The sequence below is a fragment of the Thermomicrobiales bacterium genome, assembly GCA_041390825.1.
Taxonomy (GTDB): domain Bacteria; phylum Chloroflexota; class Chloroflexia; order Thermomicrobiales; family UBA6265; genus JAMLHN01.
Map to the genome: position 1 here is coordinate 19587 of JAWKPF010000027.1, position 13390 is coordinate 32976.

The window sequence follows — 13390 nt, forward strand, 5'->3', positions numbered from 1 at the left end:
GGGGCCGACCCCATCGAACCGCGAATGAGCGGAATCAAGACACAAAAAGAACGACCCCTCAGCGGTCGTAGCCGGTCGAGTTTACCATGTTTGCCCGCATGTATCGACCGTTTCAGCTCGCTGCGACGATACCCAAATCCCGGCCCGAAGCTGCTTCCAGCACATCGAGCACCTCGGCTGCCACTTCGTACCGGCCAAACGATGGCATCAGGTACACCCCCTGGGCAATTGGCAGCAGGTCGAGCAGGAGTTCCTGCGCCATTCTCACGCCCTCCTTGCGTCCGTCCGGCCCTGCGGCGTGCATGCGCTTCAGGGCATCCGGAGTCAGCGTGATGCCCGGGACCTCGTTGTGCAGGAAGTCGGCGTGCTTGGCGGACTGCAGCGGAAGGATCCCGATCATCAGCGGCACCGGGATATCGCCGCCAAAATGCCGAAGGAACCGCAACCAGACCTCTGCATCGAAAATGGGCTGCGTCATCACAAAATGCGCCCCCGCATCGAGTTTCGCGTGCAATCGCTCGGCTTCGAGTGGCAGGTCGTCGCGTGTCGGATCCACCGCGCAACCGATTCGGAAGTCAGCATGACTCCCGATGGACGAGCCAACCGCGTCCAGACCCTGGTTCATGTTGGTCAGTAGGCGAATCAGCCCAATCGAGTCGGTGTCGTAGACGCCACTGGTGCCTGGATAGCCGCCCAGCGTCGGTGGATCCCCGGTCAGCGCAAGCACCGTCCGCACACCTGCGGCATGCGCCCCCAACAGCTCTGACTGAATCCCCATCAGCGAGCGGTCACGCGTGGTGAAATGGACGATCGTCTCGATATCCACCTGATTCTGGATCATCATGCAAAGCGTCAGCGCGCTCATGCGCACGCGCGCCATCGGGGAGTCGGCCACATTGATCGCGTCGACGCCAGCGCGCTTCAGGAGTTCAGCGCCTGCCAACGCTTTTTCCGGATTGAGACCCTTCGGGGGGTCGATCTCGACAGCCACCTGGAACTTGCGTCCAAGTTCGGTGCGGAACCCGTCGGGTTGATGGAGCCCTACGCCTGGTATCGGGGCCGTCGAATCCGAGACAACAAGCTCCGGCAGGTGCGGAGCCTTCGTGTCTACGGTTCCGGTTGCGCGCTCGGCCATCGCGCGAGTCATGGCTTCGACGTGCGCCGGTGTCGTGCCACAGCACCCCCCGATGACCCGGATCCCGGCATCGGCGGCACGCACAGCGAAGTTCGCGAAATAGTCCGGCGAGCTTGGATAGAGGAGTCGTCCGCCCTGTTGCGTCGGCCAACCTGCATTCGGAATGCAAGCGAGCGCGCGCGACTCGCCACGACGGTCGAGCTCAGCGGAAAAGGCTTCCAGCACCTGAAGAAGCCGCTGCGGTCCCACAGAGCAGTTCGCGCCGATAACATCGACCTGATGCTCCAGCAACATATCGACGACGGCCGCCGCTTCGTTGCCGGCGACCGTGCGGCCATCTTCCGCAAAGGTCAACATCGCAATGACGGGAAGGTCGCTGCACTCCCGCGCCGCGGCAAGCGCCTCGCGCATTTCAGCGATATCCGGGATCGTCTCGATCGAAAGGAGATCGACGCCACCCTCGAGTAACGCTTCGATCTGTTCCCGGAAGGCAGCGCGCACCTTTTCCGCACTGGCCGTGCCGATCGGCGGCAGGCGCTGGAGCGTCGGTCCAACCGAACCGGCGATGAACACAGACCGTCCCGACACCTCGCGCTGCTCACGAGCGATCTTGGCCGCCACTCGATTGAGCTGGCGAACCTTGCCAGCGAGTCCGAGGTGGTCGAGCTTGAATCGGTTCGCGCCATAGGAATTGGTTTCGATGATCTCTGCGCCGGCCGCGATATATGCCCGATGAATCGAGGCAACCAGATCGGGGTTCGAGAGGTTCAGGACGTCGAACACCGTATCGTGTGGTACTCCGCTCGAATGCAGCATCGTCCCCATCGCGCCATCGCCGATGATTGGGCCCTGCTGAAGTCGTTCGAGAAATGGATTGGTCATTGGGGAATCGCCCGTTCTGTGGCGGAAGCGCAAGTGACAACGTGGATTGTCGTCGTGCCGACTAGAATACCGCGTACGATCCGAACTGACCTAGCGAATAGAGGGCGAACCGCCATGCGTGACGTGACGTTTGGGCTCTGTACCGACCAGAACCTCCCGTGGGACGTGCATCGGGACCGATGGCGCTATTTCGAATCGCTTGGATTCTCGTCGTTGTGGGACTGCGACCACTATCAACAACCGAGTCGACTGGACGGCAACTATTTCGAGGGATGGACGCTGCTCTCAGCGCTGGCGGCGGAAACCTCGACCGCCCGCCTTGGCGTGCTCGTCACATCGAATACATTCCGCCATCCGGCACTGGTGGCGAAGATGGCCGCAACCATCGATCACATTTCGCATGGGCGCCTGGAGGTGGGGCTCGGGGCAGGATGGTTCGTTCCCGAGCATGAATGGTTCGGCATTCCCTTTCCCGAACCGCCGGAACTGGTCGCTCGCTTTCGGGAGGCTGTGCAGATCATCGACTCCATGCTCCGCAACGAATACACAACCTTCCACGGCGACTACTACCACCTCGAAAACGCGCCCGCTCGGCCCGCGCCAATCCAGCGCCCGAGACCTCCATTGACGCTTGGAGCACACCGCAGGAAGATGCTCCGCGTTGTGGCCGAATACGCCGACCGATGGAACTCGAACGGGCCCCCGGCCGAAATCGCCAAACGGAATGCGATTCTCGACGAGCACTGCATGGAGATCGGCCGGGACCCGGCATCGATCACCCGGTCGCTATACGTCTGGTCGGCGCTCATGCCGGTCGACATCTGGAGCTCGGTGGGCGCGTTCGAAGAGATGGTCGGCGTCTACTACGAGGCTGGTATGCGCGAATTCATTGTCGATTCTCCGGGTCCCGAGCAGTTTCCAGTTCTCGAAAAAGTGGCGAGCCAGTTCATCGCCAAATGATGACGCGTTATCCTTACGTCGAGCGGTGCTGGGGTGACGCCGCTCGACGCAATCATTCGGTTTACGAAGCGGCGAGCGGGATCGCGATGCGGCGATGGCCGACTGACGCACGCGCCGTTCCCCCATCGAACCAACGAACCAGATCGAGCGAGCAATGACCGTTACTTCAGCCGGAACGTCCGCGGACCTTGCAGCGCCAGTTCAGACCGAGCGGCTCAGCCAGGGTCCCGTGATGGCGATTGGTGGTGCGGAGGACAAATTTCGCGATCGGGTGATTCTTTCACGCTTCGTAGAACTCTCCGGTGGCAAGGACGCGCGCATTGTCGTTATTCCCACCGCATCGTCGATCGAGTCGGCCGGCGAACGCTACAAGGCCATTTTTCTCGGCATGGGAGCATCTCAGGTCGATATCGCGGTGATCGGCGATCGACCCGATGCCAATTCCGAACTCGTCGTCAGGATGATTCGCCAGGCAACCGGCATTTTCATGACCGGCGGGAACCAAATGCGCCTGGCGGCCATCATCGGCGGAACCAAGGCGATGAACGCCATTCTGGATCGCAGTCTGCATTCGGCCGTCGTGGCAGGCACCAGCGCAGGCGCCTCCATCCTCTCGTCGCACATGGTGGCCTTCGGCTCGAGCGGCAATAGCCCCAAGATGCGCATGGCGCAGATGGTGGCCGGTTTCGGTCTCGTAACCGGCGCCATCATCGATCAGCACTTCCGCCAACGCGACCGGCTTGGCCGATTGATGATGATGGTCGCGTCAAACCCAAGCCTGCTTGGCGTGGGCGTCGATGAGGACACCGCGGCCATTTTCACGTCCGACGGGAAGTTGGAAGTGATTGGCAAGCACTCGGTGACGATCATCGACGGGTCGGAAGCCTATTCAGATGTTTATCGTGTCAAACGTCATGGCGGAATCACGCTCAGCGGCGCGAAAATACACGTGCTCACGAGCGGACACATCTTCGACATGGTATCGAGAACGCTGATCGGTACCCCCGCGATGATAGTCCCCGATGGCGCCACGGAGATCGTGCAACAGCCAGTCTGAGTTCCATGCAGGAGAGGCGGGATGATCGAGTTTCGTGACCACACGGTTTATCGCGGCCCGAACGTCTGGGCCCGCATGCCGTCGCTCCGCTTCACGGTCGACATCGGGGAACTGGAAGAACGGCCGACCAACAAGATTCCCGGCTTCTACGAACGAATCACCGAGCTGATTCCTTCGCTCTACGAGCACCGATGTTCGGTTGGGAAACCGGGCGGGTTCCTTCAGCGGATGCGTGAGGGCACCTGGATGGGGCATGTGCTCGAACATGTCGCGCTCGAGCTTCAGAACCTCGCCGGCGCCGAGGTCTCACGTGGCAAGACCCGTTCGACCAAAGAGAAAGGCGTCTACAACGTCGTCTTCGAATACGAACAGGAAGATGTTGGCATCGCCGCCGCCGAGCTGGCGAAACGGCTGCTCAACCACGTCGTTTACGACACTGAACCGGACTTCGATTTCCAGCACGAATTGGAACAGACCGTCATCCGCACGGCGGAACGCCTCGCGTATGGCCCTTCGACCGGCTCGATCGTCGCCGAGGCGGAACGGCGCAATATCCCGGTCATTCGCCTCGATCCGCGCCGGTCATTGGTGCAGCTGGGACATGGCGTCCATCAGAGGCGCATCTGGGCGACGGTCACCTCTGAGACGTCGAACATCGCAGTCGACACTGCCAGCAACAAGGAGCTGACGAACCGGCTGCTGCATGAGGTCGGCATTCCGGTACCCCGTGGCGTAACTGTGCGCAACGTCGACGACGCGGTCCGGGAAGCGCGCCGAATCCGCTATCCAGTCGTCATCAAGCCGCTGGATGGAAACCACGGGCGCGGCGTCTGCATCAACCTCAAGGATGAGGACGAGGTACGCGAGTTCTTCCCGACAGCCATGAGCGAATCTCGCGCAGGCATCGTCGTGGTCGAAAGCTTCATCGAAGGGCTGGACTACCGCATCCTCGTTGTCAACAACAACGTGGTCGCCGTCGCTGAACGCGTCCCTGCGCATGTCGTCGGAGACGGCGAGCACACGGTGGAGCAACTCATCGAGATCACCAACAGCGACCCGCGCCGCGGCGTTGGCCACGAAAAGATCCTCACGCGGATCTCCGTCGACGGTCAGACCATGGAAACGCTGGAACGCAACGGATTCACGCTCGATCAAGTTCCCGACAAGGGAGTGGTCGTGCCACTGAAGCGCACCGGAAACATGAGCACCGGAGGCACGTCGATCGACCGCACGGATGACATTCACCCCGACAACGAGGAGATCGCGCGTCAGGCTGCGATGGTCGTTGGGCTCGACATCGCCGGTATCGATTTCATCGTGCCCGATATCTCGAAATCGATCCGGCAATCCGGCGGCGCGATCGTCGAGGTCAATGCCGGTCCCGGCTTCCGCATGCACACGAACCCCACGGAGGGCCACCCCCGCCATGTGGGCCGCGCTGTGGTGGACATGCTATTCCCGCCAGGATCGAAATCGCGAGTCCCGATCGTGGCCGTCACGGGCACGAATGGCAAGACCACGACCGTGCGCATGATCTCGCACATCATGAAAACCGCCGGTCGCCGCGTGGGCATGACCACCACCGACGGTATCTATATCGACGGCACCCAGATCATGGCCGGCGACATGAGCGGCCCGACGAGCGCCAAGATGGTGCTCAAGAACCCGACCATCAACTACGCAGTGCTCGAAACTGCCCGTGGCGGAATTCTGCGATCCGGACTTGGCTTCGACCGCTGTGATATTGCCGTCGTCACCAATGTCACGAGCGACCATCTCGGCCAGCACGGGATCGACTCGCTTTCCGATCTCGCCAAGGTCAAAGCGGTCGTGCCGCAGTCCGTGTTCCGCGACGGGAAGTCGGTGCTGAGCGCCGACAACGAATGGACTGTCGAGATGGCGCGCTATGCGCGCGGCGAAATCCTCTACTTCTCGATGCATGAAGACAACCCGGTCATTCGTGAGCATCTCCGAAACAAGGGCCGCGCGGTGATTCTGCGTCCGGTGTCGGCCGGAGAGATGATCACCGTCATCGAGAACCGCCGTGAGACGAGTCTCTTGCTGGCGAGCCAGATACCAGCCACCTACGACGGTCGGTTGCGCGTCAACGTCGCCAACGCGCTTGCGGCAGTGACCGCGGCGCTGGCGGACGATGTCCAGCTCGAATACATCCGCCAGGCCATGCGTACGTTTACGTCGAGCTTCTATCAGACTCCGGGGCGGTTCAATTTGCTCGAGTTCCAGGGCAGACGGATCATCATGGACTACTGCCACAACATTGCTGGGCTCGAGTCGATGGCCGACTTCGTCAAGCGCATGGATGCCTCGCGCGCGATTGCGGTCATTTCCATGCCTGGTGACCGGTTGGACGATGACATCGCCGCGTTTGGAAAACTCGCCGGCGAAACGTTCCACGAGCTCGTCATCCGCGAGGATGCCAATACCCGCGGCCGCCCCTCCGGCGAAATCGCCAGGCGGCTGAAGGACGCTGCCATGGCCGCAGGGCTGGCGGACGAAGCAGTCACGATCGTCCTGCAGGAGAGCGATGCCGTGCGATCGGCAGTGGAGCGCTCCGACAAGGATGATCTTGTGGTCCTGATGGTGGACAAGCCGGCGCAAACCTGGGAAGAACTGAACAATCTCACCGGATCGTTCTCGTTGGGATAGCGACCGCAGTTCCGGAAGGGTCCAAACGGCGTCGCACATTTGAGCGGCGCCGTTTTGCTTTGAGAATTTCAGGCAAAGAGCGCGCAGATTTCCGCAGTGTGTTCGTGCGTCATGGCGGCGATCACATCCCCAGGTTGAGCGATCTCGAGCGCGCGCACGACCGCGGTGAACTCGTTCTCCGACGTCTCGTAGGGAACTTCCCGGCCCGCCTTGATGCCACGCACGTACAAACCCATCAGCTCGTCCTGGGTGCGCCCGCGAAGGTAGTGGGTGGTGTTCTTGGCGATCACATAGTCGGATTCGAACGTTGCCAGCCGGCCGATCTCGATCAGCGAGGCGTCGTTTCGGTCACCGGCTGTACCCACCACAGCGATCAGTCGTCCATCCGGTGCGCAAAGGGTGCGCCCGAACGCGAGCAATGCCGCGAGTCCAGCCTCGTTGTGCGCGAAATCGACAATGACTCGTACCCCCGCTCGTTCGAAAATGTTGAGCCGGCCGGGGTTCATTTCTGGTGTGTTCTGGAACGAAGAGAGTCCGTCGCGCACCTGGGTGAGGGTGGCGCCCGCCGCCAGAGCAGCTGCCGCGGCGAAGAGCGAGTTCTCGACCATGAATGTGGCCAGGCCGCCCGATGTGATGGGGACGTCGGCAATCGGCAAGACGGTCGTTGGAATGCCGGTCTCGATCAGCGTGATGTTTCCGTCGATGACGGTCATCACCGGCAAACCGGAAGCGCCATGCGCCAGGAGCTCAGGGGCCGTCGGATCGGTGGATATCAAGAATTTCTGAGCGCGAATATCCCTGGTCGCGTCCATGACCAGCGGATCGCTGGCATTCAGGACAGCGTATCCGTCCGAGCGAGTGATACGCGTGATGACACCCTTGGCCCAGGCGAGCCCCTCGACCGTGCGAACCCCCTGAAGATCGAGATGATCCGGACTGATGTTGGTGAAAACGCTCACGTCGACCGACTGGCAGACGACCCCGCGAAGCAGGATGCCGCCGCGCGCGGTCTCGACGATGGCGACATCGACCTCGGGATCGGTGAGCACGCGTTCTGCCCCCCGTGGTCCCGAGTAGTCGCCGGTCAGCACTTCTTCGCCATTGATGTAGACGCCCGACGAGGATGACCAGCCGACGCTCTGACCTGCATTTCGGAAGATGTGCGCCAGCAGTCGGGTCGTCGTGGTCTTGCCGTTGGTGCCGGTGACGGCGATCGTCACCGCGGAGCGCTGTTCGTCTTCGATCATGACCGGCCGATCCTCGAGACTCGGTTCAGTCTGGCGAATCGTCCCTGCGGACTCCTGCACCCCGCCCAGATCAACCGTCTCGCCGCCGATTGCGCTCTTCACCGCTCGGGCCACCAGCCTCGCAATTCGCCGGTCGGACCATGGAAAAACGATCGAGAAGTTCCCCTCGGTTTCCATGGGAACGGTCGTAACCGGACAGTCCGGCAATCCTGCGACTGCCAGCACATCCCTTGTCAGGGACGCGAGCCGGAGCACCTCGTCCGGCACGTTGTTCGACGGAGCGTATGGATGGGGTGCGGTCTCCACCGTTTGGCGTACGGCGGTCGAATGCACTTCGATCTTGATGGCTGGTTCGAGAATGAACAGATTCGGGCCCTCGAGCTCCCGAACTTCCACGAGATCCATCGAGAACCATCCTCCGCGACTCTGTCGCCACGAACTAGCTTCCGAGCAGAACCACGATCGTATTGAATACCGCGTGGGTAAGGATAGCCGCTGTGGTGTTGATCCGATTCCGCAGTAAACCCAGGATCACACCCATGCAAAAGACTCCGCCCATCACGAAGGAAATGCCATATTGGCTGTGCAGCAGGGCAAAGAGCAACGACGTGATCCAAATCCCGTATCGAGGCTGAATTGCGCCGCGCAGGAGCGTTTCCTCACTGGCGCCCGCGCCGAGCCCGAAGAAAACCGCCCCGACAACGCTGCTCACGTTCTGCGTGATTTCGTCGGTTGTTTGCTGGATCTCGTTGTTGAAATCCGGTTGCAGCCAGGCCGTCAGTCCCCCGCCGATGCCCATTACCAGGAATCCGCCGATGACCGCCAGCAGGGCGATGCCAATCTGCCGCGGATTCAACCGCTCGAGCCCAAGCCGCTTGGCGGCGCCGCGAAAATCGCGCCATTGGCCAACACCGACCAGCACAAATGCCAGCACGATCATGAACACGAACTGGCTCAGCAGATACGCGATCGTGATCTCACCGGTGTCCTCCGGCTCAGGATTGATCGCGTACTGAAAAATGAAAAACCCGATGAATGCCAACACGACCGACAGGCCCACCATGTCTGTCGGGGACGCGGGATCCATCGGAGTGAACCGCGCCACGTCCTGGCGGAACTGCGGGAACATCGGCAGCAGCAGCCCCAGCCCAGTAGCCAGCCAGGCAAACCCGGACGATTGTCCTCCCGTCAGGCGCGCCAGACCCAGCAAGGTCAACAGCACCCCTGGGAACCCGATGACCAGATAGAGTCCAACCAATGCCGACCGGTCGCTCGCCGCCCGGCGAACCCAGTAGGCCACGCCGAACACCACCAGGATGAAGATGGCCAGCGCAATGAAGATGGAGAGTGTCTCCAGGGAAATGATCGACGCGAGGGTGTGCATGCCGCCTCTAGGCTAGACCGGCATGTCAGTCGGGGCCGGTTCGTTTCCAGCGGAGGAGTATACGTTCCCATCGCGCAAGCGTACGGCCGGTCCAGGCGAGTCCGTGAATTACACTGGCCGTGACGACCAATGCAGCGTCGGGCTGATGAGATGCGCCATTCGGCGCGCCTCGGGATTGGAGCAAGAGGCAAGGTGAGCGAACGATCGGGTGAGTCAGGTTCGAACGCGCGGTTGGGCGCCCGCAAGACCGGCCTTGGCCGCGGCCTGGATGCCCTCATCCCCAGCCTCGAGACCATCCCCCTCAGTCAACCGGTCTCGACCACGACCGCGCCGGTCACCAGCATTACGCCCAATCCGCGGCAACCACGCACCACGATCGATCCCGATGAGCTCGGCATCCTCGCCGACTCGATTCGCACACACGGCATCATCCAGCCCATCGTCGTGAAACCCGGGGACCAACCGGATCGATTCGTCCTCATCGCCGGTGAACGACGCTGGCGCGCCGCGCAATTGGCCGGTCTGCGCGAAGTGCCAATCGTGGTGCTCGATGTCTCTTTGCAGGCCCAGCTCGAACTTGCACTCGTCGAAAACGTCATCCGATCCGATCTGTCAGCGCTCGAAGAGGCGCTTGCCTATCGCCAGTTGATCGATGAGTTTGGGCTGACCCAGGCCGAAGTGGCGGAACGCGTCGGACGATCGCGCGTTTCGGTCACGAATACCCTGCGTCTCCTGCTCCTGCCCGATCGGGTCAAAACCGCGCTCGAACGCGGCGATATCACGGAAGGTCACGCCCGAGCACTCCTCGGCTTGCCATCCGCGGTCGAACAGATTGCAATGCTCGAAACGGTGATCAAGCGCGGCTGGTCTGTGCGCGAGACCGAGAGCGCCGTGCGCGCCTGGACCGAGGCGCAATCCACCGTGGTCGAGCGCGAGAACCCGCAACGTCTGCGTGCTGAGCATGCCGATTTCGAGCAACGCCTCCGCAGAACACTGGCGACGAATGTCTCGATCAATCGCACGGAGCGCGGTTCAGGGTCGATCAGGATCGATTTCTCGTCCGACGAGCAACTGGCCGAACTCCTCGACCGTATCGCCGGCGACTCGCTCTTCTAGCCTCGCACCAGGTAGGTCGAAACTGGTGGTGACCAGGCGCCGGATTCATCGCATGGCTGGTGCGCCACGGCCTCCCACCCCTCTTCCGCCAGCGTTGTGCCGATCGTCTCCTGCGTCAGTTGATCGACGGTCCAGTCGGCATCCTCTTTCCCATCGAGGAGCATCAAGGCCGGGATGTGCTCGTTCCGCACTACGCGCAGCGACGTTCGCGTGTCGAGTGTCACTTCGATGCGGTACCCGGTCTCGGTTGTGTGGAGCGCACCGGTCACTTGCGCAAAGCGCATGGGTATACTTTCCAGTCGCGTTCGCCGGTGACGGCGACTATCTCTGAACAAGAATCGAGGAACGCTCTCGTCATGTCCGATGTGAAGATACGCGATCTCAGCGAGCTGAGCGCACGTCTGGAAAATCTCGGGGTGTTACTTTGACCTCGCGAGTGATCGCATAGAAGTCGAACAACTCGAAACCGCCTCTGCCGATCCGAATTTCTGGGACGACATGGCGACCGCCCAATCCGCGATGCGGCGACTCGGAGAGCTGAAGAGCCGGCTCGACCGGTTTGCCGATCTCGAACAGCGCATCTCCGACCTGGCCGAGCTGGCGGAGCTGGGCGACGACGATCCGTCGTTCTATGCCACCCTCGCAGCCGACGCCGATCTCGCCGCCGCAGACCTCGACGCCATCGAGCTCGAGCTGACACTCAGCGGACCGTACGACGGCAAGAACGCCATTCTGGTGGTGCACTCCGGAGAGGGCGGCGTCGACGCGCAGGACTGGGCAGAGATGCTCTCGCGCATGTATCTCAAATGGGCCGATCTGCGCGGCTTCAAGAGCGAACTGCTCGACAGCACCGAGGGCGACGAGGCCGGAATCAAGAACGCCACCGTCGAAATTCGTGGCGCGAATGCCTACGGTTATGTGAAGGGAGAGGCTGGTTCACACCGGCTTGTGCGGCTGTCTCCGTTCGACTCGGCGCATAGACGGCACACCGCCTTCGCCCTTGTGGAAGTGCTCCCTGAAATCGACTCGAACGCCGAGATCGATCTCAAGGACGACGACATTCGCATGGACGCCTACCGCGCCTCGGGCGCCGGCGGACAGCATGTCAACAAGACCAGCTCGGCCATTCGCCTCACGCACATCCCGACCGGGATCGTGGTTACCTGCCAAAACGAGCGGAGCCAGACGCAGAATCGCGAAACCGCGATGAAGATCTTGCGCGCTCGGTTGCTCGAACGGCAGATGCAAGCCGAAGCAGCCGAGCGAAGCAAGCTCAAGGGCGAACACACCGCAGCGGGGTTCGGCAACCGCATTCGTTCGTACGTGCTCCACCCCTATACCCTTGTCACCGATCACCGCACGGAGACCAGCGTGGGAGACATCCAGGCCGTGCTCAATGGCGAACTCGATCCCTTTATCGATGCATACCTGAAGCAATCGATTGGGCAGGAGACGGCTGCCGGTGCATAGCCTCTGGCGTGTCTTCGCCGTCGCGTTGCTACTCGCACTGCTTATGCCCGGCGCTCACGGCGTTCGGGCAACCGCGCAACCGCCAACGATTCAGGCGGACCAAAGCGCAGAACTCGACTTCCCGGCGTCAGCCACGTTTCACCTATCGGCCACCGCTCCGGTTCCGGTCGATTCCGCGGAACTTCGCTACATCACGTCTGGGCACGAGTTTTCGAACGCGGCAGTCGTCGAGTTCGATGCGACGACCGAAGTTCAGGTCGAACACACCGTCGATGCGCAGATCGACTATATCGAGCCCGGTGTCGATATCACCTACTACTGGATCCTCTCAAACGCCGACGGAACCGTCGCGCAAACAGAGGAATCGACCGTTACGTGGATCGACGATTCGTTCGACTGGCGGCGGCTCGACAGCGACGATGTGAGCATCTACGTCTACGAGGATGACGACGAGTTCAACCAGTACATCCTGCAAGTTGCGCAGGAATCGGCCGACGCATACAAACAGCAGTACGACATCGCCGAGATCGATCCAATGCGCATTTGGGTCTACGCAAACGGAAGCGACTTCAGCACCACACTTCGGCAAAACAGCGAAAGCTGGATCGGTGGCTTCTCGCTACCCCAGGCTGGGGTCATAGCGGTCCCGATCGAATCGGGAGACGACTACTCCGTCGACCGTGTGATCAGCCACGAGGTGAGCCACCACGTGCTCTACCAGGCGACGAGGAACCCGTTTTCCTATCCTCCTACCTGGTTCGATGAGGGACTGGCCGTCGTGGGGCAGCTGGCCGGGAATGAGAACGATCTCCAGATCGTTCTGGGCGCTTTGGAGGAAGGCACGCTTCCCACCCTGATGACGCTCTCCTCGAGCTTCCCAACCGACGCCGCTGCCGCAAACCGCAGTTACGCCACCAGCCATATCGCCGTCGAATACCTCATGCAACAGTGGGGGGAAGCCGTGATCGGCGATATCGTTCGCGCCTTTCGCGGCGGCGTCACCGCAGACCAGGCGCTCCTTTCCACAATTGGCATCGATACCGTTCAACTCGATGCCCAGTTTCGCGCCTGGCTGGAAACACAGCTTTAGCGATGTCGGGTGCTACACTGGCCGGAACCGATTCGAGCAAACGCATGGTTGCCATGACTGACACCGATCACTCTCTTCGCGCCTTTATCCTCGACCCAGCTGCGATCGAGCGGAAGCTGGCGTTGATCAACTACAACGTCGATCGCGACCGAGCGCACATCCGCATCATCGATCACGACACCTGCCTCCGTTGCGTGCGACAGCAGTGCATCAACTGTTGTCCCGCCAACTGCTACGCCCCGCAGGAGGATGGCAAGGTCGTCTTCTCGTACGAAGGGTGCGTGGAGTGCGGTACCTGCCGCATCGTCTGCAACGAGTTCCACAACATCGAGTGGACCTACCCCCGCGGTGGTTTTGGGGTTCAGTACCGATTCGGATGATT

General features: G+C 61.5%; 11 protein-coding genes. 7 read left to right on the forward strand and 4 right to left on the reverse strand.

Annotated elements, in window-relative coordinates:
• Positions 1 to 112: 112 nt before the first annotated feature.
• A complete protein-coding gene (locus R2855_14460; GenBank protein ID MEZ4532204.1) occupies positions 113 to 2017 on the reverse strand; it encodes a bifunctional homocysteine S-methyltransferase/methylenetetrahydrofolate reductase in 1905 nt (634 codons plus the stop codon).
• A 114-nt stretch (positions 2018 to 2131) separates the two neighbouring features.
• Between R2855_14460 and R2855_14465 the strand changes: the two genes are divergently transcribed.
• The 3 genes from R2855_14465 (at position 2132) to cphA (ending at position 6701) form a co-directional block, all read left to right on the forward strand.
• Positions 2132 to 2977, forward strand: coding sequence for an LLM class flavin-dependent oxidoreductase (locus R2855_14465; GenBank protein MEZ4532205.1), 846 nt, complete (start codon positions 2132 to 2134; stop codon positions 2975 to 2977).
• Positions 2978 to 3131: 154 nt separating this feature from the next.
• Complete coding sequence (locus tag R2855_14470; GenBank protein ID MEZ4532206.1) at positions 3132 to 4034, forward strand: cyanophycinase; 903 nt, start codon at positions 3132 to 3134, stop codon at positions 4032 to 4034.
• A 21-nt stretch (positions 4035 to 4055) separates the two neighbouring features.
• Positions 4056 to 6701: a cyanophycin synthetase gene (cphA, locus tag R2855_14475; GenBank protein ID MEZ4532207.1), complete on the forward strand. Its 2646-nt coding sequence runs from the start codon at positions 4056 to 4058 to the stop codon at positions 6699 to 6701.
• Positions 6702 to 6769: 68 nt separating this feature from the next.
• Here cphA and R2855_14480 read toward each other — a convergent pair whose 3' ends face one another.
• Positions 6770 to 8353 carry a Mur ligase family protein gene (locus R2855_14480; GenBank protein MEZ4532208.1) on the reverse strand — a complete coding sequence of 528 codons (1584 nt, stop codon included), beginning with the start codon at positions 8351 to 8353 and terminating at the stop codon, positions 6770 to 6772.
• Between the two features lie 34 nt (positions 8354 to 8387).
• Positions 8388 to 9332, reverse strand: a complete 945-nt coding sequence (locus tag R2855_14485) for a CPBP family intramembrane glutamic endopeptidase (GenBank protein MEZ4532209.1) — start codon at positions 9330 to 9332, stop codon at positions 8388 to 8390.
• Between the two features lie 192 nt (positions 9333 to 9524).
• Between R2855_14485 and R2855_14490 the strand changes: the two genes are divergently transcribed.
• Positions 9525 to 10448 (forward strand): ParB/RepB/Spo0J family partition protein, encoded by a 924-nt coding sequence (locus R2855_14490; protein MEZ4532210.1) that lies wholly within the window; start codon positions 9525 to 9527, stop codon positions 10446 to 10448.
• Here the strand turns inward: R2855_14490 and R2855_14495 are convergent.
• The gene (locus tag R2855_14495) at positions 10445 to 10732 is read right to left on the reverse strand and encodes a hypothetical protein (protein ID MEZ4532211.1); all 288 of its coding nucleotides are present in this window, start codon (positions 10730 to 10732) and stop codon (positions 10445 to 10447) included. The genes R2855_14490 and R2855_14495 overlap by 4 nt on opposite strands.
• A gap of 72 nt (positions 10733 to 10804) precedes the next feature.
• Here R2855_14495 and prfB point away from each other — a divergent pair.
• From prfB to R2855_14510, 3 genes are all read left to right on the forward strand, one after another.
• Positions 10805 to 11918, forward strand: a protein-coding gene (gene prfB, locus R2855_14500; protein ID MEZ4532212.1) for a peptide chain release factor 2 whose coding sequence is annotated in 2 segments (ribosomal slippage) — positions 10805 to 10873 and positions 10875 to 11918 — 1113 coding nt in all. Because the reading frame shifts where the segments join, the coding sequence is not laid out codon by codon here.
• Complete coding sequence (locus R2855_14505) at positions 11911 to 13008, forward strand: peptidase MA family metallohydrolase (protein MEZ4532213.1); 1098 nt, start codon at positions 11911 to 11913, stop codon at positions 13006 to 13008. Before prfB ends, R2855_14505 begins: the two co-directional genes overlap by 8 nt.
• Positions 13009 to 13010: 2 nt before the next feature.
• Positions 13011 to 13388 carry a ferredoxin family protein gene (locus R2855_14510; GenBank protein MEZ4532214.1) on the forward strand — a complete coding sequence of 126 codons (378 nt, stop codon included), beginning with the start codon at positions 13011 to 13013 and terminating at the stop codon, positions 13386 to 13388.
• Positions 13389 to 13390 lie beyond the last annotated feature (2 nt).